20 protein-coding genes and 3 tRNA genes are annotated in these 21554 nt (G+C 42.1%); 6 read left to right on the top strand and 17 right to left on the bottom strand.

Translation table 11 applies throughout. The features are described 5' to 3' along the window. The 4 genes from coaE (at nucleotide 1) to F0226_RS10715 (ending at nucleotide 3924) form a co-directional block, all read left to right on the top strand. Nucleotides 1-615, top strand: coding sequence for a dephospho-CoA kinase (gene coaE, locus F0226_RS10730; protein ID WP_171735627.1), 615 nt, complete (start codon nucleotides 1-3; stop codon nucleotides 613-615). A 26-nt stretch (nucleotides 616-641) separates the two neighbouring features. Next, a complete protein-coding gene (gene zapD, locus F0226_RS10725; RefSeq protein ID WP_171735626.1) occupies nucleotides 642-1382 on the top strand; it encodes a cell division protein ZapD in 741 nt (246 codons plus the stop codon). A gap of 62 nt (nucleotides 1383-1444) precedes the next feature. Continuing rightward, nucleotides 1445-1642 carry a DNA gyrase inhibitor YacG gene (gene yacG, locus F0226_RS10720; RefSeq protein WP_137373376.1) on the top strand — a complete coding sequence of 66 codons (198 nt, stop codon included), beginning with the start codon at nucleotides 1445-1447 and terminating at the stop codon, nucleotides 1640-1642. A gap of 278 nt (nucleotides 1643-1920) precedes the next feature. Further along, nucleotides 1921-3924: a bifunctional metallophosphatase/5'-nucleotidase gene (locus F0226_RS10715; RefSeq protein WP_171735625.1), complete on the top strand. Its 2004-nt coding sequence runs from the start codon at nucleotides 1921-1923 to the stop codon at nucleotides 3922-3924. A gap of 162 nt (nucleotides 3925-4086) precedes the next feature. Here F0226_RS10715 and rplS read toward each other — a convergent pair whose 3' ends face one another. From rplS to ffh, 5 genes are all read right to left on the bottom strand, one after another. Further along, nucleotides 4087-4440, bottom strand: coding sequence for a 50S ribosomal protein L19 (gene rplS / locus F0226_RS10710; RefSeq protein ID WP_137373374.1), 354 nt, complete (start codon nucleotides 4438-4440; stop codon nucleotides 4087-4089). A gap of 42 nt (nucleotides 4441-4482) precedes the next feature. Beyond that, a complete protein-coding gene (gene trmD / locus F0226_RS10705) occupies nucleotides 4483-5241 on the bottom strand; it encodes a tRNA (guanosine(37)-N1)-methyltransferase TrmD (RefSeq protein ID WP_137373373.1) in 759 nt (252 codons plus the stop codon). Nucleotides 5242-5267: 26 nt separating this feature from the next. Beyond that, a complete protein-coding gene (gene rimM, locus F0226_RS10700; protein ID WP_171735624.1) occupies nucleotides 5268-5822 on the bottom strand; it encodes a ribosome maturation factor RimM in 555 nt (184 codons plus the stop codon). 24 nt (nucleotides 5823-5846) lie between these two features. After that, entirely contained in the window at nucleotides 5847-6095 is a 249-nt protein-coding gene (gene rpsP / locus F0226_RS10695; protein WP_004410028.1) for a 30S ribosomal protein S16, read from the bottom strand. Nucleotides 6096-6307: 212 nt separating this feature from the next. Beyond that, nucleotides 6308-7699 (bottom strand): signal recognition particle protein, encoded by a 1392-nt coding sequence (gene ffh, locus F0226_RS10690; RefSeq protein ID WP_171735623.1) that lies wholly within the window; start codon nucleotides 7697-7699, stop codon nucleotides 6308-6310. A gap of 204 nt (nucleotides 7700-7903) precedes the next feature. Here ffh and F0226_RS10685 point away from each other — a divergent pair, with 204 nt between their 5' ends. Both F0226_RS10685 and F0226_RS10680 read left to right on the top strand, forming a co-directional pair. Continuing rightward, nucleotides 7904-8698 (top strand): inner membrane protein YpjD, encoded by a 795-nt coding sequence (locus tag F0226_RS10685; protein WP_171735622.1) that lies wholly within the window; start codon nucleotides 7904-7906, stop codon nucleotides 8696-8698. Nucleotides 8699-8824: 126 nt separating this feature from the next. Further along, nucleotides 8825-10093, top strand: coding sequence for a CNNM domain-containing protein (locus F0226_RS10680; RefSeq protein WP_171735621.1), 1269 nt, complete (start codon nucleotides 8825-8827; stop codon nucleotides 10091-10093). 152 nt (nucleotides 10094-10245) lie between these two features. On the opposite strand, the gene luxS is transcribed toward F0226_RS10680, so the two are convergent. The 12 genes from luxS to F0226_RS10620 form a co-directional block, all read right to left on the bottom strand. After that, nucleotides 10246-10764, bottom strand: a complete 519-nt coding sequence (gene luxS / locus F0226_RS10675; RefSeq protein WP_171735620.1) for an S-ribosylhomocysteine lyase — start codon at nucleotides 10762-10764, stop codon at nucleotides 10246-10248. Nucleotides 10765-10786: 22 nt separating this feature from the next. Next, the gene (locus F0226_RS10670) at nucleotides 10787-11413 is read right to left on the bottom strand and encodes a hypothetical protein (RefSeq protein WP_171735619.1); all 627 of its coding nucleotides are present in this window, start codon (nucleotides 11411-11413) and stop codon (nucleotides 10787-10789) included. A 28-nt stretch (nucleotides 11414-11441) separates the two neighbouring features. Then, nucleotides 11442-13010, bottom strand: a complete 1569-nt coding sequence (gene gshA / locus F0226_RS10665) for a glutamate--cysteine ligase (protein ID WP_171735727.1) — start codon at nucleotides 13008-13010, stop codon at nucleotides 11442-11444. Between the two features lie 101 nt (nucleotides 13011-13111). Next, the gene (locus F0226_RS10660) at nucleotides 13112-15970 is read right to left on the bottom strand and encodes a pitrilysin family protein (RefSeq protein WP_171735618.1); all 2859 of its coding nucleotides are present in this window, start codon (nucleotides 15968-15970) and stop codon (nucleotides 13112-13114) included. 9 nt (nucleotides 15971-15979) lie between these two features. Then, on the bottom strand, nucleotides 15980-16441 hold the full coding sequence (locus F0226_RS10655) for a VTT domain-containing protein (protein ID WP_171735617.1): 462 nt from the start codon (nucleotides 16439-16441) through the stop codon (nucleotides 15980-15982). A gap of 6 nt (nucleotides 16442-16447) precedes the next feature. After that, complete coding sequence (locus F0226_RS10650) at nucleotides 16448-17401, bottom strand: NADP-dependent oxidoreductase (protein ID WP_171735616.1); 954 nt, start codon at nucleotides 17399-17401, stop codon at nucleotides 16448-16450. A gap of 140 nt (nucleotides 17402-17541) precedes the next feature. Then, on the bottom strand, nucleotides 17542-18672 hold the full coding sequence (locus F0226_RS10645; protein ID WP_171735615.1) for a sodium ion-translocating decarboxylase subunit beta: 1131 nt from the start codon (nucleotides 18670-18672) through the stop codon (nucleotides 17542-17544). Between the two features lie 9 nt (nucleotides 18673-18681). Next, on the bottom strand, nucleotides 18682-20466 hold the full coding sequence (gene oadA, locus F0226_RS10640) for a sodium-extruding oxaloacetate decarboxylase subunit alpha (RefSeq protein ID WP_171735614.1): 1785 nt from the start codon (nucleotides 20464-20466) through the stop codon (nucleotides 18682-18684). A gap of 32 nt (nucleotides 20467-20498) precedes the next feature. Continuing rightward, nucleotides 20499-20756, bottom strand: a complete 258-nt coding sequence (locus tag F0226_RS10635) for an oxaloacetate decarboxylase subunit gamma (RefSeq protein WP_137373361.1) — start codon at nucleotides 20754-20756, stop codon at nucleotides 20499-20501. A 367-nt stretch (nucleotides 20757-21123) separates the two neighbouring features. Beyond that, nucleotides 21124-21200: transfer RNA gene (locus F0226_RS10630), tRNA-Arg, on the bottom strand. A gap of 97 nt (nucleotides 21201-21297) precedes the next feature. Beyond that, nucleotides 21298-21374 (bottom strand) — tRNA-Arg (locus F0226_RS10625). A gap of 96 nt (nucleotides 21375-21470) precedes the next feature. Next, nucleotides 21471-21547, bottom strand: a tRNA-Arg gene (locus tag F0226_RS10620). Nucleotides 21548-21554: the final 7 nt, after the last annotated feature.

Below are 21554 nucleotides of genomic sequence, written 5' to 3'. Positions count from 1 at the left end.
ATGTCATTAATTATTGGACTAACTGGTGGCATCGCCAGTGGTAAAACGACTGTCGCCAACTTGTTCCAAGAGCATTTTGGGATTGATATTGTTGACGCTGATATTGTTGCAAGAGAAGTTGTCGCAATCGGAAGTGAAGGTTTAAATTCGATTACCCTTCATTTCGGTGACGGCATTGTTTCAGAAGACGGGAATTTGAATCGAGCAAAATTACGCGAGATCATATTTTCCGACCCTCAAGAAAAACAATGGTTAAATGCTTTATTACACCCGATGATCAGGAATAAAATAGAACAAGATCTTGCTTCTATTTCATCCCCTTACGGATTACTTGTCGCTCCCCTGTTAATCGAAAATAATATGCAAGAAATGGTCAGTAGGGTACTTGTTGTGGATGTTTCTTCAGAAGAACAAGTTAATCGTACTGTCATTCGTGATAATGTTACTTCAGAGCAGGTTGAAGCTATTCTAAAATCTCAAGTATCTCGAGAGCTTCGATTATCACAAGCTGATGATGTGATTGAAAATCACACAAAAAACCAGGAACTTTTGCCTCAAATCACAGAATTGCATCAAAAGTATCTGGCTATTGAACTAAAAAATCGGTCAAAATAGCACTAAGCAGAATTAAGGCAAGCTCGATGATCACCCATAAATTTGAACATCCTCTCAATGAGAAAACACGCATTTACTTAAGAGTCGAATCACTCTTAAGGCAACTTCATTTGTCTTCTACATTTTCAGATGCTCAACAGTATCAACTTTTCTTTCGCTCGCTTTTTGATCTGCTAGAGATTTTTGAGCAAATGCAGCTAAAGAGCGAACTTGCTAAAGACATAGAAAAACAACGATTAACCTATAAAAGTTGGTTAAACGTTGATGGAGTCGACCACCAAATGCTTCAGACTCTACTCACTGATATTGATAATACCCACCAGTCCTTAATGAAAGCAGAAAGATTTGGTCAATCTTTAAAGGAAGACCGTTTTTTAGCGGCTATCCGACAACGTTTCAACCTTCCAGGTGGTTCCTGTTGCTTTGATTTACCAGCCTTACATTACTGGTTGCACCTACCGCTTGATAAAAAAATTAGAGATGCTAAAACTTGGACTGGCAGCTTACAATCTCTATCTGATGCGTTAAGTTTATGGTTAAAGCTCACCCGAGAAACAGGGCATTTTAAAAATCAAATTGCTCGAATTGGCTTCTTTCAAAGTGATGCCGAAGAAGCCAATATTTTGCGCCTTTCTATTCCAATGCAATACGGTGCTTACCCTATGATTTCCGGTCATAAAAACCGTTTTGCTGTTAAATTCATGAGTTTTGATACAGGGCAGGCATGTACTCAGGACATAGAGTTTGAGTTAGCTATTTGCACCTAATCAAACTCAAAAACATCAGCTTATAAAAACAAGCACTACTCACTATTACCCAAAGAATGACTATGCAAAAAAAAACTACAATCGTTAAATGTCCACAATGCAGCGCTGACGTTGAATGGGGAGAACAAAGCCCACACCGCCCTTTTTGCAGTAAACAATGCCAAATGATTGATTTTGGAGAATGGGCAGATGAAGAGAACTCCATTGCTGGCGCTCCAGATATGTCAGATAGCGATGGTTGGTCTGAAGACCAATACTAAAATTATCCCCCTAATACCCTTGAAGGCTGATGCATGATCAGCCTTTCCTTCCCTCTGCCACTTATCACTTATCACTTATCACTTATCACTTAGAAGAATGACATAAAGCCGTCACCTTAATTCACTCAATTTGTCTTATTCCTTATCTATAGTCATAGCCTCTAAATGACTCCGGAACTGAAAGCGTCACTTCTTTCACCTATCGATCTAACTACAATCAACCGTTTAGGTAATCCGGCGTAATTCAATTTCTATGCTTATACAAAGGATGATTTAAGATGAAACGTAGCTTAATGACGATAGGGATCATTGCCGCCTTAGTTGGGTGTAACTCAAGTAATGATGAATTAAATGATGGTTCAGCATTTACTCTCCAACTTTTGCATGTGGCTGATATGGATGGTTCAAATGCAACAGCTTTATCTAATGCTGGGAATTTCGCTTCGTTAGTGTCTGGGTTCACCAGTCAATATCCCAACAATACTTTATTTCTGAGTTCTGGCGACAACTACATTCCAGGATCTCGCTACGAAGCAGCCAACGATAACTCAATGAGTTTAGTTAACGGGATCAAAGTTCCAGGTGTTGCAAGAGCTGATATTGCAATGTTAAACGCTATGGGGCTGCAAGCTTCGGCTGTAGGCAATCATGACTTAGATGGTGGAAGTGCTGAGTTTGCAAGTATCATCAATCAAGATGGTGAATACCCTGGAGCTCAATTCCCATACTTGAGCTCCAATATGGATTTCAGTACAGATGCCAATACAGCAGGTCTTGTTGTCCCTGAAGGTCAAATGGCCGATACCATACCTAACAGCCTTACTCAAACAACTGTTATCGAAGTCGACGGTCATAAAGTCGGTATCGTGGGCATTACTACACCAACTAATGATGACATTACCAGTACTGATAATATTGCCGTTTATCCGGCGAACGATTCCATTGAAGACTTGGCTGTCATTGTTCAAACCCAAGTTGACGCATTAACTGACTCAGGTATTGATAAAGTCATTGCCCTTGCTCACATGCAATCTATCCGTTTTGAAAAGGAGCTTGCCGGGCTATTAAAGAATGTCGATATCATCGTCGCAGGTGGCTCTAATACATTATTAGCTAATGATAGTAACCGATTATGGGATGGTGATACTAAAGCTGATAACTACCCAATCATGCTAACGGATGCTGATGGAAAAGATATCGCTATCGTCAATGTAGATGCAGATTATAAGTACTTAGGGCGCTTGGTAGTAAGTTTTGATGAGAATGGTGATCTTATTGCTTCAAGTATTGATCCTAATACAAGCGGTAGTTTTATCACCGATGATCAAATGGTCGCAAGTATTGACAGTGCTATCGCTAATGCTGAAGTGGAAGCTATCGTTGATGCCGTAAATAATGTCATTATTGCCAGCGAACAAAACATCATTGGTCATACAGATGTGTATCTAAATGGCACTCGAGGGCATGTTCGGACTGAAGAAACAAATCTTGGAAACCTCACGGCCGATGCCAATTTATGGTACGCACAATTACATGATGCTCAAGTCCAAATTTCTCTTAAAAATGGTGGAGGTATTCGTGCTGATATTGGTTACTCTGAATACCCTGCAGGTTCAACCAATCCAAATGAACTTCAGTACTACCCACCAGCCGCTTACCCTCTTGCAGGGAAAGGTGAAGGTGACATTTCTCAATATGATGTCCAGTCTGCCCTCGCGTTTAATAACAGTTTAGCGATTGTCGATCTTACCGCCAATGAACTCTGGGATATTCTTGAGTATGGTGTAGCAGGTGTTGAGAATATATCTGGCGGCTTTACGCATATAGGTGGTATGTGCATTGAATACGACGGTTCAAGAACTGCACGCGTAGCCGACCCTATCACTGGTGATGTGACAACTCCCGGTCAGCGAATTCGAAAAGTCATTGTCGATACAAACGGAGACAGTACTTGTGGACCTAATGATGAGTTGGTGGTCAGTGATGGCGCAGTCGTAGCGAACAATAACTACAAAACCGTAACTTTAAGTTATCTATCTCTATCTGAACCATACCCATGTACCGATAATGGTAATGGCGGATGTTCAAATCAAGTTATGTTAGAAGACGATGGAGTAATGACAGCAGATCCTCAGCTAAGCAACTTTGCAGCCACAGGAACTGAGCAAGATGCGTTAGCTGAATACCTTCAAGCATTTCATACCGATGAAAACTCACCATATTTAACAAAAGACAGTGTGGATGGCGGCTTAGCGGATACTCGTATAATACGTTTAGACTAGTCACATAAATAAAGGAGGAGGCATTTAAATCAAAAGCTAAATGCATGTGCCTCTTTCCTTAAATAAGCAATGAGAAACTACCTACACTTAAAAATACCAATTGATAGAAACAAAAAAGCGGAGCCAAATGGCTCCGCTTTTATCGATAGAATGCAAAAAGAATTACTTCTTAGCAAGCTTCTCTTTAATACGAGCTGACTTACCAGAACGCTCACGTAGGTAGTACAACTTGGCACGACGTACTGCACCACGGCGTTTAACTTCAATGCTATCAACCATTGGAGAGTGAGTTTGGAACGCACGCTCAACACCTTCACCGTTCGAGATTTTACGAACTGTGAATGCTGAGTGAAGACCACGGTTACGAATAGCGATTACAACGCCTTCGAAAGCCTGTAGACGCTCACGGTCACCTTCTTTTACCTTAACCTGAACTACAACAGTGTCACCTGGTGCAAATTTAGGAAGGTCTGATTTCATTTGCTCTTGTTCAAGAGCGTTGATGATGTTGCTCATTTGTATAAATTCCTAGAATAAACTGATACTAAATTTAATAGGTTACTGCTTGCTTTTCTTCTTAGAGCGATGCTCTTTGATGAATTCAGCCAGTAATTGTTCCTGTTCGTCAGTCAGAGCTAGGTTTCCCAGGAGTTCTGGTCTTCTTAGCCAAGTTCGGCCCAGCGATTGTTTTAATCGCCAGAGACGAATATCCTTATGATTTCCAGATTTCAGTACCGAAGGTACCTCTTTTCCGTCTAATACTTCAGGACGCGTATAGTGAGGGCAATCTAGCAAGCCATTTGCAAAAGAATCTTCTTCTGCTGATGCGAAATCTCCAAGTACCCCTGGTATAAACCGAGATACCGAATCAATCAACGTCATGGCAGGCAGTTCACCACCCGTCATTACAAAATCTCCAATTGACCATTCTTCGTCAACTTCAGATTGAATAATACGCTCATCTACCCCTTCATAGCGCCCACAGATAAGAACAATGTTCTCGTTAGTAGCCAACTCTTCAACACCTTGCTGGTCGAGCTTGCGACCTTGAGGTGAAAGGTAGATAACTTTCGTCTTTCCTGGTGATGCTTGCTTGGCTGTTTGGATAGCATCGCGCAAAGGCTGAACCATCATTAACATGCCAGGACCACCACCGTAAGGTCTATCATCAACAGTGCGATGTTTATCATGAGTGAAATCTCGAGGATTCCATGTCTCAATAGATAAAAGACCTTTTTTAACCGCTTGACCTGTTACTCCAAAATCAGTAACAGAACGGAACATTTCAGGAAAGAGGCTAATTACGCCAACCCACATGTGTTCTCTCGCTCTGTAATTTGGAGTTAGAATCCAGGATCCCAGTCAACTTCGATCCGGCGAGCTTCGCGATCAACTTTTTTGATCACTTGCTCTTCAAGGTACGGAATTAACCGTTCCTTTTGGCCAAAAGCATCTTTTAGATTTGCTTTAATTACTAGAACATCATTTGAGCCAGTTTCTAATAGGTCAGTAACCTCACCAAGGTTGTAACCTTTGGTGGTAAAAACTTGCATACCAAACAATTCACGCCAGTAGAATTCATCTTCTGACAATTCAGGTAATGAAGCAGGGTCGATAGCAATTTCAAAGTTAGTCATCAGTTGCGCGTCTTCACGAACATCTAATCCCGCTAGTTTACATACATAGCCTTGACCATGACGTTTCCAGCTCTCAACTTTATACTCAACCCACTTGCCCTTTAGGTTTAAATACCAAGGACTGTAATCAAATATGCTTTCAGCATTGTCTGTGTAGGAGAAAACTTTAAGCCAGCCACGAATACCATAGGTAGACCCAAGTTTACCCATAACAATTCTATCGTTTTGCTTGCTCATAGTTTCTTTACCCTTCATCGACATAAGCTATTTCTCTTTAAAAAAGAATTAAGCCGCTTTTTGAGCGTCTTTAACTAGCTTAGCTACGCGGTCAGAAAGAGATGCGCCTTGACCAACCCAATGGTTAACGCGATCTAGGTCTAGACGTAGACCTTCTTCTTGACCTTGAGCAGTAGGGTTAAAGAAACCTACTTTCTCGATGAAACGGCCAGTTGCAGCGTTACGGCTATCCGCAACTACGATTTGATAGAATGGGCGCTTCTTTGCACCGTGACGTGCCAAACGAATGGTTACCATGTCGTCCTCTTTGCTTTCTTAAAAAAATAATTAACCCCAAGTATAAGTAAATAGCTTGGGGTCTCGTGCCAAATTAAAGCCCCGGAATTTTACTCTTATTCCGGTGCAATGCAAGGGCTTTAGCTACTTTTTCACCAACATAGCAACTGTACACTTTCTGTGACACGGCTAACACTATGAAAAGTAACGTAGCTAAAGGTTACATTTGTATATTATCGACCAAACGGATTAAAGCCACCACCCATTCCGCCCATACCACCGCCGCCCATCATGCCTTGCATGTTGCGCATCATGCCTTTCATGCCGCCTTTCTGCATTTTCTTCATCATTTTTTGCATTTGGGTGAATTGCTTAAGCATACGGTTTACATCTTGAACTTGAGTTCCAGAACCCGCGGCGATACGTTTCTTACGAGAACCTTTAATCAGTTCAGGGCGTTGACGCTCTTTCATAGTCATGGAATTAATAATAGCTTCCATTTGCTTGAACATCTTATCGTCGACTTTGTCTTTCACATTATCAGGGAGCTGAGACATACCAGGAAGCTTATCCATCATGCCCATCATGCCTCCCATGTTGTGCATTTGACCAAGCTGTTCACGGAAATCTTCAAGGTCAAAGCCTTTTTTCTCTTTGAACTTTTTAGCTAGCTTCTCTGCTTTTTCGGTATCAACGTTTTTCTGCAGGTCTTCAATAAGAGACAGTACGTCGCCCATACCAAGGATACGAGAAGCAACACGATCAGGGTGGAAAGGTTCTAATGCGTCAGTTTTCTCACCAACACCCAAGAACTTAATTGGTTTACCGGTAATGTGACGAACAGATAGCGCAGCACCACCACGAGCATCACCATCAACTTTCGTTAAGATGACACCCGTTAAAGGCAGTGTATCGCCAAACGCTTTCGCTGTATTTGCTGCATCTTGACCAGTCATTGCATCAACAACGAACAGAGTTTCAACAGGCGTAATTGCAGTATGAAGCTCTTTAATTTCCGCCATCATGTCTTCGTCAATCGCTAAGCGACCAGCGGTATCGACAAGAAGTACGTCGTAGAATTTTTTCTTCGCGTGATCAATCGCGCCATTAGCAATATCAATAGGTTTTTGATCAGCTGATGACGGGAAGAAGTCCACACCAACTTCAGATGCTAATGTTTCAAGTTGTTTGATTGCCGCAGGACGATAAACGTCGGCAGATACAACCAATACTTTCTTTTTATCACGCTCAGTTAATAGCTTCGAAAGCTTAGCAACACTGGTCGTTTTACCTGCACCTTGCAAACCAGCCATAAGGATGACGGCTGGCGGCTGAGCAGCTAAATCAAGAGCCTCATTAGAGTCCCCCATTACCGCTTCAAGTTCAGCTTGTACGATCTTAATGAATTCTTGACCAGGTGTTAGAGATTTAGAAACCTCTACGCCTACTGCACCTTCTTTTACGCGCTTTACGAAATCACGAACAACGGGCAGTGCAACATCAGCTTCAAGAAGAGCCATACGTACTTCACGTAACGTCTCTTTAATATTGTCTTCAGTCAGACGACCTTTACCACTGATGTTCTTCAGCGTTTTGGATAGACGATCCGTTAAATTATCAAACATAGTTTTCTCTTCGCTCAGTCCTGCGATTATTACTGTCAGTATACATTAGCGTGGATTAGAGTCATACCCGTTGTAAGCCGTTAATAATTCATGGGTGTGACCTGGACCATTGTTCGATTTAAATTGAATATGGTTGGACCATAGCCCAAGCGCGCGATGCAAGGTATAATTCGTTGATTACGACAATCATTTTTTATGGAAACCATGGACAGTCTCATTGCAATAGCAGCAGCCTTTCTCTACGTAATGGCTATATCCACTATTATTCCAGGTCTTGCTCATCAGACCGGCATTCGCACGAAAACAGTATTCGTTAGTGCGTTACTTGCTTTGGTTTTTCATGCTTGGCTGCTCAGTGATCTAATTTTCAATGCAAGCGGTCAGAATCTAAGCATTTTAAATGTTGCTTCTCTCATCAGCTTCATCATCTCTTTTGTGATGAGTGCTGCGATGTTAAAGAATCGTCTATGGTTTTTATTGCCCGTTGTTTATAGCTTCGCAGCAATCAACTTAGTTGCCGCTTCTTTTTTACCTAGTACTTTCATAAAGCATTTAGAGCAAGATCCTAAGCTGCTCATGCACATATCATTAGCCTTATTCTCTTACGCCACACTTACAATCGGAGCTTTATATGCTCTACAACTCGCGTGGCTAGATCATAAACTCAAAAAGAAAAAAGCACTCGCCATCAATCCAAATTTACCTCCTTTGATGATGGTCGAAAGGCAGTTATTTAAAATAATTTTAATCGGTAACTTATTACTCACTGGCACTTTGCTGACTGGCTTTATTTTTGTCGAAGATATGTTTGCACAAGGTAAAGCTCATAAAGCCGTTCTCTCCTTTATAGCTTGGATCATCTATACCACCCTACTATGGGGTCACTACCAAAAAGGTTGGAGAGGTCAGAAAGTCACTTGGTTTGCAGTTGCAGGCGCAAGCATTCTAACATTGGCATACTTTGGCAGCCGATTCGTTCAAGAAGTCATACTCACTTAATCACTTTATTAATAAGGTAAGGGCATCAGTGCCCTTGCCTTTAAAATATTGAATACGCTATATTCAATTGACACCAAGACCACATTCGGTCATAAATTAATCAGAAATGGAATAGGAAAAAATAGTTTGAACGACATATCAACGGGTATCTTATTTGCGCTACTCGCGTGTCTCATCATAATCTCTGGTTATTTTTCTGGTTCCGAAACGGGCATGATGTCTTTGAACCGCTACCGTTTAAAGCATCTTGCTAACACGGGGCATAAAGGTGCCAAACGAGTCGAAAAGCTGCTGAGTCGCCCTGACAGGTTGATTGGCTTAATTCTTATTGGTAACAACCTCGTTAATATCCTCGCTTCTGCTATTGCGACGATTCTTGGTATGCGTATCTACGGGGACATTGGTGTCGCCATTGCTACTGGTGCTCTTACCCTCGTCATTCTTGTTTTTGCTGAAGTCACACCAAAAACAATTGCCTCTTTATTTCCTGAACGTGTTTCCTATGCCAGCAGTATATTGCTGACTATCTTAATGAAGCTTCTTTCCCCTCTTGTTATTCTCGTAAACTTCATAACAAATGGGTTTATTAAGATACTCGGCGTAAAGGTTGACCATAATGCGCCTGATCACCTCAGCTCAGATGAACTACGAACAGTAGTAAATGAAGCAGGAACGCTTATACCTCAACGCCACCAGGACATGTTGGTATCGATTCTCGATTTAGAGCATGTAACCGTGAATGACATTATGGTTCCACGTAACGAAATTACAGGAATCGATATTAACGATGACTGGAAGTCTATCGTTCGCCAGCTCACTCACTCACCTCATGGCCGCATTGTTTTATACCGAGATCAGATTGATGAAGTGGTGGGGATGTTGAGGTTACGAGAAGCTTACAGGTTGATGCTTGAGAAAAATGAATTTAATAAAGAAACTTTGTTACGAGCAGCCGACGAGATTTACTTCATTCCTGAGTCCACGCCACTCAACGTCCAACTGCTAAAATTCCAAAGAAATAAACAGCGCATTGGTCTAATCGTTGATGAATATGGCGATATAAATGGGTTAGTCACATTAGAGGATATTTTAGAAGAGATTGTTGGTGAATTTACTACCTCAATTGCTCCAAGTTTATCCGAAGAGATAACCCCTCAAAGCGACGGCAGTTTCTTAATTGAAGGCAGTGCCAACATTCGAGACATTAATAAAGGTCTACAGTGGGCTTTGCCTACAGATGGACCACGAACTCTTAATGGTTTAATCCTCGAACATTTAGAAGATATTCCTGAAAGTCACCTTAGTGTACAAGTAGCGAGTCACCCGATGGAAATTGTTGAGTTAGAAGAAAACCGCATAAAACTGGTGAAAGTCTTCCCTCAACTCGTTCAATAGGCTTCAATAAACAGCGCATCATCTATTCAAAAACAACTCGATTGTTGAGCACATATAAAAAAGAGCCTCATTCATTGAATGAGGCTCTTTTTTTAATCTCTTCACCCTACTTTGTAAATCAACCTAAAGGGCAGCAGATGAACACATCGAAACTAGTCGATTTTTAACTCTTGCAGCATTGATTCAGGCAGAGCCAGTTCATCATTTTTATTCACTGCGATACCCGCAGAAATAATCGCTTTAGCAATATCTTTAGCTTCATCTAAAGAGTGCATAGATGCAGTTCCACACTGATACTCATTCAGCTCTGGGATCTTATTCTGGTTTTCTACTTTCAGAACATCTTCCATTGCCGCTAACCAAGAGTCTGCAACAAACTGCTCTGTTGGTGTACCAATAAGGCTCATGTAGAAACCTGTACGACATCCCATAGGCGATATATCAATAATCTCTACATTTGTACCGTTTAAATGCGCTCGCATAAAACCAGCATATAAGTGCTCTAAAGTATGGATACCTTTTTCAGATAAGATATCTTTATTTGGAGCAGTAAAACGTAAATCAAATACTGTGATGGTATCCCCTTTAGGGGTTTGCATTGTTTTAGCAACACGAACCGCTGGCGCATTCATTCGTGTGTGATCAACAGTAAAACTATCTAATAAAGGCATTGTTCTTCTCCATGACAGTTGGCTAAAAAAACCAACTTCGATTATCTTCCAATTCTTGGCGACATTGCTTTAACTGCCACCCGTAATCTTTTGCTTGTTGTTCGACTTTGCGAGCGACCTTAATTAAAGATGGCTTGCTGTTATATGATTTACGCTTATAGCCACCACGTCCTTCGTGATAAGCCAGGTATTGATTATATGGGTCCCAAAGAGATACCCCTAGCTGGCGGCGAGTCTCATGGGTATACCAACCAATAAACATAAGTGCATCATCAAAATTTGTTCTTGAGCCGCCATACCCAGTCGCTTTTTGAAAATCTTCCCATGCAGGATCTTGAGCCTGAGCATAGCCATAAGCACTGCTCACGTGCCCCCATGGAATAAAGCCAAGTAAGTAATCTTTGGGTGGTCGAGCATCATGCCTAAAGCTGCTTTCTTGTTTCACAAATGCCATAGCGACATTAATGGGCGTTCCCCATTCTTCTTCCATATCTAGGGCATCATCATACCAAGATGAGTTCTCTCGAAAAATGCTGCAAATATTACTTTGCTGTTTTGGAGGAGGAGTTGCACACCCACTTAAAAGAACAGCAAAAATACCGACAGTAATAAGCTGTCGGTATCTGAAAAATACATTTGATGAACGCATTGTATTCAAACGTCTAGTCTCGCTAAATTTAAGCTTTTAAGTACGAGAAATAATCACTCAAAAAGCTATCAAAGTCTTGAGTATCGGCAGACTCAGCTTGATTTTGTGCCGCCAGTGAGCGTTCAACTTCAGCCTCCATCAAACTTGCCGAATAAACTTTATATTGGTGGTCTTTGTGTTGCTGTGCATAAGCTTTTCCATAGCTACAGCCAACTTTACCTAAACCGCCTAACTTCTTCGTTTCTGCAAGAAGTTGACCAGAGATGGTGAGCTCAGGATTATCAATCCATTGCTCTAACGTATCACATGTCTCTTGATACGCATGGTCACCTTGTTCTGCATCCATCACTTCAGCAATCGCTCGTAAATCTTTGAATACTCGTTTAGCCCAATCTTGAAGAGAGAGTCTTTCACCCTTACAACCGATTTGTAACTCTAAACCAGGCTGACGACCTTCTAGGATGACTTTATTCCAGTTGTCGCGCCAGCATTCTAATTCGCAGTTATCCATTTCAGCTGAGTCAGACAACGCGCTCCACGTTAGGAACAAATCGAGGAAGCGCACTTGTTGCTCTGTAATACCAATCGAGCTAAACGGGTTAACATCGAGTGAGCGCACTTCAATATACTCAACACCACCACGCGCCAGTGCTTCTGATGGTTTCTCACCATTTTTAGCGACTCGCTTAGGGCGGATAGGGGCATAAAGTTCATTTTCGATCTGCAGTACATTACTGTTTAGCTGACGATATTGACCATCAACTTTCACGCCAATTTCCGCAAACTCTTCTGACGGCGTACGAATCGCTTGATTTAAGCCGTCTAAATATTGGTCAAGACTGTTGAATCCAATTTTCAATACACTTTGCGCGCTATTGGTATAGCCAAGGTCACTTAAACGTAAAGCCGTTGCTTTAGGTAAATAAAGCGTTTCACCAATTTTCTCAAACGGTAGATTCGTCTCGCGCCCTTTGATAAAAGATGAGCATAGCGCTGGTGATGCACCAAAGAAGTATGGAATTAACCAACCGAAACGATAGTAATTACGAATAAGCCCAAAGTAAGCTTTCGACTTCGCATCTTTTCTTTCGTCTTCAGGTTGCTCACCTAATAAAGTATCCCAAAAGCTTTCTGGGAAAGAGAAATTGAAATGCACGCCTGAGATAATCTGCATTAAGCTGCCGTAACGTCGCTTCAAACCTTCACGGTATAATGTTTTCATTTGACCGTTATTAGATGAACCATATTGCGCCAACTGAATATCATCTTCACTGCCAACATAGCAAGGCATAGAAAGCGGCCATAGCTTTTCACCTTCAAGCTTTGTTTGAGTGAAGTGGTGAATATCCGCTAATTGGTTTAGAAGTGTTGGGACTTCATTCGAAACCGGAGTAATGAACTCTAGTAATGACTCAGAGAAATCTGTCGTTACCCATTCATTCGTCAATGCCGAGCCTAAAGATTTTGGGTGCAGACCTAAGGCTAGACGACCATCTTCCTTGTAGCGTAATGTTTCCCTTTCAACACCTCGACCAAATTCAGAGAAGGTCTTAGGGTTAGATGCAACTTGCTTTAGTCGCGCAGCAAAATCAGTCAAAATGTCGTTCACTTATCTTATATCGTTCTGATTAGAACTCATCATAAATTAGGTTCTGGAAGAAGGCGACTATTCGCCTTTCTCCCCCTTTAATGTGTACTCTAACGGATGATTTCAAGCTCTTCTATTGGAATATCTAGTTTTTCTAGTTGTGGGCGAAGCGAATTAGCGTCCCCAACAACAATTATTTGATAGTCCTGTGGGTTAAACCATTTAAGAGCAAGCGCATCAAGCGTCTCTTTATCTATGTATTCTACAATATCATTTCTCTGCTTTAGGTAGTCATCATCCAACCCTAAAGTTGCAATATTGCTTAGCAATCCAGCTTTTTGACTTGGTGTTTCATACTTAAGCGCATCTTTTTGCCCCACAGCTAAGCGCATGAATGCCAATTCATCATCTGTTAGACCATTTTGGCTAAACTCACTCAACTCAGAAATAAACTCTTCGATGGCTGGCACTGTAGCATTCGCTCTCACTTGAGCGGTAAATACAACAGCACCATCTTCACGGCTACTAGCAAAATAGCCTCGTGCACCATAGGTATAGCCTTTATCTTCTCGCAAATTCTGATTGATACGACTATTGAAGTTGCCTGCTAAATTAAAGTTCGCTAATTGGCTTTGATAAAGTTCTCCGGTAGCATCAAAAGGCAACCCTCGACGCACTAAACGCACGATACTTTGTGGCGCTCCAGGCTTATCCACTAAGTACAAACTTTGCTTATCAAGCGTGCGAACGGTTTCAGGGCGAACAATAGGAGCCGCTTCACCTTTCCAATTTTCAAAGAAGGATAATTGCTTTTTAATTGCTCTCTTTGAAATGTCACCGACGACAATAATATGCGCCCCCTCAGGTGTGTAATGTTCTTTGTAGAAGCGTTTTACATCTTCAAGCGTTAACTTTTCTATAGATTGCTTTGTACCGTCGCTTACACGACCGAAAATACTATCGCCAAATACCACTTCACGGGTTGCCTGAGATGCCATCCAACTTGGTTGTTGGTGCTGATAAACAATGCCTTCTAGCATTTGATTCTTAACTCTAGCAAAGTCTTCAGGTGAGAATTTAGGTGTAAATAAGATTTCTTCTGCGATATCAAGGGTTTGAGAAAGGTGCTTTTCTAAGCTCGATACTGAAATCGATGTAGTGTAGCTGCCAGCGCTAATACTGACATTACTGCCTAGCATATCCAATGCTGCTTGAAGCTCTTCCACCGTTCGAGTCGTTGACCCTTCCTCCAACATTGATGATGTTAAGCTAGCTAATCCTTCTTGCCCTTTTTTAACATAGCGCTCGCCAGCCGGCATTTGAATTTGTAGCTGTACCGTTGGAGTTTCACTCGTTTCAGAACCAATTAGCTCTGCGCCATTATCATAATGAACACGATATAACTCTGGCATATTTGCTTTTATACCAAAGGTCACTTCAGGTATCACACTTCTGTCAAAATCATCGACCGCTTTTCTAACATCAAGCTGTTCTTCTGATGTTTTTGCGTATTCTGGTAACGTACGATCAGGTGTAACAAATGTAGCTTCTTGTACTGCTAGAGATAGCTTCCCTTTAGGTACTACGCTCAGCGTTACCTTTGATTGATCTTTAATGAACGAATCGTAAGCCGTCACGACACTTTCAGGTGTAACTGAGCGAATCTGTTCTAACTGAGTTTCAATACGATCAGGCTGCCCATAAAAAGTTTCATTTGAAGCTAACTGTGACACTTTTCCTTTCACACTTTGTAATGCGAAAACGGCATCAGCTTCTGCCATTCCTGTAATTTGATCGAGCCGCTCTTGAGTTACTCCTTCTTTTTCAAATTTACCCAATGTTTGCATCAACTCTTTATAAAGGTCTGTTAAGTCACCTTTATCTCCAGAATCTCCCATCGCATAAACATACATGGTGCAGGCAAGTTCGGCACAATCTTGGAATGAACCGGCGCTCACTGCTTTTTGTGTTTTCACTAAGTTTTGGTAAAGATAACTATTCGTTCCTCCCCCTAACACGTTAGACAGAGCATTTAATGATGCTTGGTTGTCTTCACCACGATATGTCGTCGGCCAACCGACCAGAACCATCGGCTGACGGATATTATCTTCCAGCGTAATGTATTTATCTTGGGTTAACTGAGCGGGTTGCTTCTCTGCTTGTTCAACTGCTGGACCTCTTGGAATGGTACCGAAGTATTTATTCACCCACTCTAAGGTGTCATCTACATCAAGATCGCCGCCAATGGTTAATACTGCGTTATTCGGACCATACCAGCGTAAGAAGAATGCTTTCAGGTCATTTACATCAACTCGATCTAGATCTTCAACATACCCAATAGGTTGCCATGAGTAAGGATGTCCTTCTGGGTAAAGGGCTTCACTCATTCGCTCCCACATGAGTCCATATGGTCGATTTTCATAATTCTGAGCACGTTCGTTTTTAACTGTATCTCTCTGAACTTCAAATTTACGCTGAGAAACCGCATCAATCAAAAAGCCCATGCGATCTGATTCCAACCACAGCATTTTCTCTAACTGATTCGCAGGGACAGTTTCAAAATAGTTGGTACGGTCTCGGTTCGTTGTACCATTTAAAGTGCCACCCGCTTCAGTGATAATTTTAAAGTGCTGCTGGTCACCTACATTTTCAGATCCTTGAAACATCATATGCTCAAAAAAATGGGCAAAGCCAGACTTACCAATATCTTCTCGGGCAGAGCCTACGTGGTAAGTGACATCTACATGTACTAAAGGATCGGAATCATCTGGAGATAAAATAACGGTAAGACCATTTGCAAGCTGGTACTTATTATAGGGAATAACAACCTTATTTGATGAAGCTTCCACTTCTTCAACCAAGGTTACACCTTCAGGTAAAGACGAAAAGAAAGGGATAGACACAGGTACATTGTGAGAGCAGCCAGCAACGGCAATAAGAGAAAATGTACCAAGTAAAACCTTTTTCATAGGTTCTCCTTAGAAAAAACCAAAATAAATTGCCGCCAATAAGCTGTAACGCAAACCTTTACCTATAGCGATCAACACTAAACTTGGTAAAAATTTCATTCTTAACCAGCCAGCAGCTAAGCATAAAGGGTCGCCAATAATCGGCAACCAACTAAATAATAACGTCCAATAGCCGTATTTACTCAACCAAGACATAGCTTTATGACCATGCTTCTCTGATTGAGTTCGATTAGGCAGCCATAAACCCAGCCAATAATTGGTTAAACCACCCAAGGTATTGCCCAAGGTCGCAATAGCAATAATTAAGGCTGTTGAAAATTGATTGAGACTTAAAGTCGCGATAAGCCCAACTTCAGAGCCGCCAGGCAATAAAGTGGCACTCAAAAAACCACTAAAAAATAAAACCCACAGTGCAGAATCAGAAAACCAGAGTGCAGTACTTTCAAATAGAGTATTAAAAAAATCTAGCACTGCATATCAACCTTCTTGCATTTTAAGTAGTACCTTGCCTCTGGTATGCCCAGTTTCGACTTGTAAATGCGCAGCTTGAACCTCTTTCATAGGGAAAGTGGTTTGAATTTCTGTTTTCAAAATTCCTACACTGACCATGTAAAGCATAGTTTCAAGCTGCTCTGGGGAAGGCTCTACAAGCATGCCAGTAGCTTGAAAACCTAGTAACTTGGATTTCTCACAAATAAGCTCTGCACTGAGTGTTGGAACCGTCACCACGCGAGCTTCATCATTTAAACATTTCAAAGCATCAAGAGCAGTGTCGCCACCGACCAAGTCAATTAACACATCGACTTCAGACACTCGTTCAGACGCAGGAGCAAAATGGTAATTAATCGCATGAGCGCCAAGAGTCGCCATATAATCCAAGTTACTTTCACTACAGGTAGTATAAACTTCGGCTTTCGCTGCAACCGCGATTTGCACCGCTAAGTGACCCACGCCACCAGCTCCTGCTAGAATAAGAACTCTATCGCCTTCTTTAACTTGTGCTTTATTAATGGCTTGAGCAGCCGTTTGCCCAGCAAGAGGAAGTGCCGCCGCCGCTTCTAATGTCACTGCATCAGGCACTGCACATAACTCATTTTCAGAAACACATACATATTGGCTATACCCTCCACCTACTAATGGAAAGCCAATAAAGCCCGCAACATTATCACCGATAGAAAAACGTTTAACGCCATCACCACAACTGAATATTTGTCCTGAAATATCATACCCAGGCACCCAAGGCAGGTTGTCTTTATTTTGAGCAGCTGCCCAACCGAGACCTGCTCTCGTTTTAACATCAATGGGGTTGATCCCAGAAAATGCAACTTTAACGACAACTTCTCCTGATTTTGGTGTGGGTACTGAATTGGTTTGTATCGCTAATGTATTAACTCCACCAAACTCTGTAATCGCAATTTGCTTATTTTCCATTTCAACATTTCCCTGATTGATAAAGCCTGAACGAATAAAACTCTAGTTAAAAAGAAAGGGATGCGAAAGCATCCCTTTGACTATAAACCATTTTGTTTGACTAAGTTAACTGATGGATCTCAAATTAACCGTCAATTGACTTACCCAACGAGCGCCAACAAGATACCAGCTGCAACTGCACTACCCAGTACACCCGCAACGTTTGGTCCCATTGCGTGCATTAACAAGAAGTTTTGAGGGTTAGCCTCAAGCCCAACTTTATTAACCACACGAGCCGCCATCGGAACTGCTGATACACCAGCAGCACCAATAAGTGGGTTTATATCCTCTTTAGAGAAGCGGTTCAGAACCTTCGCCATTAATACACCACCAGCCGTACCAATACTGAATGCCACTGCACCTAACCCTAAAATACCCAGCGTCTCTAAATTCAAGAATGTATCCGCTTGAAGCTTAGAGCCTACCCCTAGACCAAGGAAAATAGTCACAACGTTAATCAGTTCGTTTTGAGCCGTTTTTGAAAGGCGATCAACCACACCCGCTTCACGCATTAAGTTACCCAAGCAGAACATACCTACGAGAGGGGTTGCTGAAGGTAAGAACAAAATCGTCATTAGTAACACTGCAAGTGGGAAAAGGATCTTTTCAGCCTTGCTTACATGACGAAGTTGAGCCATCTTAATTTGGCGCTCTTCAGGAGATGTTAACGCTTTCATTATTGGTGGCTGAATAATAGGAACTAACGCCATATAGCTGTATGCAGCTACAGCAATAGCGCCTAATAGATCAGGTGATAGTTTGCTTGCTAAGAAGATAGCCGTAGGACCATCAGCACCACCAATAATGGCAATGGACGAAGCATCCGCCATGCTAAATTCCATACCAGGAACGTAATTTAGTAAAATTGCCCCAAATAACGTAGCAAAGATACCAAATTGAGCAGCAGCCCCTAACCATAACGTTTTCGGGTTCGCAATCAGCGCACCGAAATCAGTCATTGCACCTACGCCCATAAAGATAAGTAGCGGGAAAATACCCGTTTCAATACCAATGTAATAAACGTAGTAAAGCAAACCGCCAGGATCCGTAAACCCAGCATTGGGAATGTTTGCTAATACAGCACCAAAACCAATAGGTAGCAGAAGTAACGGTTCAAATCCTTTTCGAATTGCCAAAAACAGCAGTGAGCAACCGACCAACATCATACAGATTTGACCGAACTCAAAGTTAGCAATGCCTGTTTCAGACCATAAGGTCATCAATCCTTCCATGGTGCTCCCTTACGCTAGGCTTAGTAGTGGAGCGCCTACAGTAACTGCATCGCCTTCTTTTACATTCAATTCTTGAACGATACCACCACGAGCAGCACGAACTTCCGTTTCCATCTTCATCGCTTCCAAGATAAGCAGAACATCGCCTTCAGCCACTTCTGAACCCGGCTGAACGATAACTTTAAAGATGTTGCCCGCTAACGGCGCTGGAACGGCTTCTGCATCAGAAGCCGCAGCTGGTGCTGCTTGAGCCACTTGTGCTGGTTTCGCTGATGGAGATACCGATGTCAGTTCACCTTGAGGGCCAACTTCAACATCATAAACCTGCCCGTCAACCTTCACGCTGTAGCTTTCAATGCCGCCAGAAGCCTGTACCGGAGCTGTCGCAACTGGAGCCGCTGTTTCTAACGTTGGTGCAGGTTCAAATGCTTCAGGGTTACGGCGATTCTTAAGGAACTTAAGACCGACTTGTGGGAACAGTGCGTATGTAAGCACATCATCAACGGTATCTTCAGCGAGTGAAATACCATCTGATTTCGCTTTTTCTAAAAGGTCAGTCGTCAACGTATCCATTTCAGACTTAAGTAAATCAGCAGGACGACACGTGATTGGCTCAGCACCATCTAACACTTTCGCTTGCAGTTCAGCATCAACCTCAGCAGGAGCTTGACCGTATTCGCCTTTCAGCAGACCCGCAGTCTCTTTAGTGATGCTCTTATAGCGCTCACCCGTTAGAACGTTGATAACCGCTTGAGTACCAACAATCTGAGAAGTTGGTGTCACTAGAGGAATGTAGCCAAGCTCCTTACGTACGCGTGGGATCTCTTCTAGAACCTCATCCATACGATCGGCTGCACCTTGCTCTTTAAGCTGACCTTCCATATTCGTTAACATGCCGCCAGGGACTTGAGCGATCAAGATACGAGAATCTACACCTTTTAACTGCCCTTCCCACTTCGCATACTTTTTACGAACGTTGCGGAAATAAGCGGCAATTGGTTCAATCTGATCAAGTTTAAGGTTCGTATCGCGCTCTGTGCCTTCGAGCATAGCAACAACCGTTTCAGTTGGTGTATGACCGTAAGTGCAGCTCATTGAAGAAATCGCAGTATCGAGAATATCAATGCCAGCTTCGACGGCTTTAACCGCTGTCGCTGTCGATAGACCCGTTGTCGCGTGGCTATGCAGCGCTAAAGGAACATCACACGATGCTTTAATGCGTGTAATCAGCTCTTCCGCTTCATAAGGCTTTAACAGACCTGACATATCTTTGATGCACAAAGAATGGCAGCCTAAGTCTTCTAGGCGCTTGGCAAGGTCAACCCATGTATCTGAGTTATGTACAGGGCTCGTCGTGTAAGAGAGTGTACCTTGAGCGTGACCGCCAACATCAATAGTGGCTTTCACTGCCGTCTCAAAGTTACGAACGTCATTCATCGCATCAAAAATACGGAAAACATCCATACCATTTTTATGTGCGCGTTCTACAAATTTTTCTACAACATCATCTGCATAGTGGCGGTAACCCAAAAGGTTTTGACCACGAAGTAGCATTTGCATTGGGGTGTTTGGCATTGCTTTTTTCAGCTCACGCAAACGCTCCCATGGATCTTCTCCTAAGAAACGGATGCATGAATCAAATGTCGCCCCGCCCCAAGTTTCAAGAGACCAGTAACCGACTTTATCCAGTTCTGCCGCAATTGGCAGCATATCTTCGATGCGCATACGAGTAGCGAATAGTGACTGGTGTGCATCACGAAGTACCACATCTGTGATAGCTAGTGGTTTAGACATGCTCATAAACTCCTTTTTAATCCTTTTAAATGCTACTTAGCAGTAGACACACGATATTGACGTACCGCGGCCGAAATTGCTGCCACAACCTGTGGACTAACAGCAGAAGGGTTTGATTGTTTTTTTTGAATTGTTTTAGGTGCTGCGATCGGCTCTGGTACTTCTTCTGGCACCAGTTTAGACATCAACCGAACGAGATAAACTAGAATAGTTAGGAATATAAAGACTACAGACATCCCTGTTAGCATTAGGGTTGCTGCATCTCCTAGCAGGCTTCCAATATTTGTCATGTTGCTTCCTTTCTTCGTCATCCTGACATACGTACAGGACTCAGCGTATTTAATCCCGACCCATGGATTATCTCGATTGGTAAAAGTTTGTCAATTTTGTTTAATGCTCTCTTATAGATAACGCACATATAAGGTTAATTATTCGCCACTGATGTCACATAAATCTAGTAAACAGGTGATTTCCAGTTGTTTAAACTGTGAGTAAATATGCAATAACCAAGAAAATTTAATGAAGATCAAGAAAGGATATGAGAAGTGCTAAAAATTCTTTTAATACAATGAGTTAATTAAATTAATTTAACACTTTAATAACATTTGATTTTAGGCATAAAAAAACCTCGAATAATCGAGGTTTTTTTAATAATAGTGGCGCGCTCTGGAGGATTCGAACCTCCGACCGCCTGGTTCGTAGCCAGGTACTCTATCCAGCTGAGCTAAGAGCGCACGGTTTTAGTATCATTTCATTGTAAACAGCAGTTCGTTGTAAACAACAATTCAATACAAGGATTTTCATTCTAATAAGAAAGAAACTCTTAAATAGTGGCGCGTCCTGGAGGATTCGAACCTCCGACCGCCTGGTTCGTAGCCAGGTACTCTATCCAGCTGAGCTAAGGACGCACGATTTTAGTATCACTTTGTTGTAAACAGCAGTTCGTTGTAAACAACAATTCAACACAAGGATTTTCATTCTCATAAGAAATAAACCCTAAATAGTGGCGCGCTCTGGAGGATTCGAACCTCCGACCGCCTGGTTCGTAGCCAGGTACTCTATCCAGCTGAGCTAAGAGCGCACGGTTT

It is taken from the genome of Vibrio sp. 99-70-13A1 (assembly GCF_013114625.1).
Classification (GTDB): Bacteria; Pseudomonadota; Gammaproteobacteria; order Enterobacterales; family Vibrionaceae; genus Vibrio.
This window is presented reverse-complemented; position numbering and strand designations above follow the sequence as displayed.

Coding starts and splice junctions, on each gene's coding strand:
- coaE (WP_171735627.1), top strand. CDS start 1: ATGTCATTAATTATTGGACTAACTGGTGGCATCGCCAGTGGTAAAACG.
- zapD (WP_171735626.1), top strand. CDS start 642: ATGATCACCCATAAATTTGAACATCCTCTCAATGAGAAAACACGCATT.
- yacG (WP_137373376.1), top strand. CDS start 1,445: ATGCAAAAAAAAACTACAATCGTTAAATGTCCACAATGCAGCGCTGAC.
- F0226_RS10715 (WP_171735625.1), top strand. CDS start 1,921: ATGAAACGTAGCTTAATGACGATAGGGATCATTGCCGCCTTAGTTGGG.
- rplS (WP_137373374.1), bottom strand. CDS start 4,440: ATGAGCAACATCATCAACGCTCTTGAACAAGAGCAAATGAAATCAGAC.
- trmD (WP_137373373.1), bottom strand. CDS start 5,241: ATGTGGGTTGGCGTAATTAGCCTCTTTCCTGAAATGTTCCGTTCTGTT.
- rimM (WP_171735624.1), bottom strand. CDS start 5,822: ATGTCGATGAAGGGTAAAGAAACTATGAGCAAGCAAAACGATAGAATT.
- rpsP (WP_004410028.1), bottom strand. CDS start 6,095: ATGGTAACCATTCGTTTGGCACGTCACGGTGCAAAGAAGCGCCCATTC.
- ffh (WP_171735623.1), bottom strand. CDS start 7,699: ATGTTTGATAATTTAACGGATCGTCTATCCAAAACGCTGAAGAACATC.
- F0226_RS10685 (WP_171735622.1), top strand. CDS start 7,904: ATGGACAGTCTCATTGCAATAGCAGCAGCCTTTCTCTACGTAATGGCT.
- luxS (WP_171735620.1), bottom strand. CDS start 10,764: ATGCCTTTATTAGATAGTTTTACTGTTGATCACACACGAATGAATGCG.
- F0226_RS10670 (WP_171735619.1), bottom strand. CDS start 11,413: ATGCGTTCATCAAATGTATTTTTCAGATACCGACAGCTTATTACTGTC.
- F0226_RS10660 (WP_171735618.1), bottom strand. CDS start 15,970: ATGAAAAAGGTTTTACTTGGTACATTTTCTCTTATTGCCGTTGCTGGC.
- F0226_RS10650 (WP_171735616.1), bottom strand. CDS start 17,401: ATGGAAAATAAGCAAATTGCGATTACAGAGTTTGGTGGAGTTAATACA.
- F0226_RS10645 (WP_171735615.1), bottom strand. CDS start 18,672: ATGGAAGGATTGATGACCTTATGGTCTGAAACAGGCATTGCTAACTTT.
- oadA (WP_171735614.1), bottom strand. CDS start 20,466: ATGTCTAAACCACTAGCTATCACAGATGTGGTACTTCGTGATGCACAC.
- F0226_RS10635 (WP_137373361.1), bottom strand. CDS start 20,756: ATGACAAATATTGGAAGCCTGCTAGGAGATGCAGCAACCCTAATGCTA.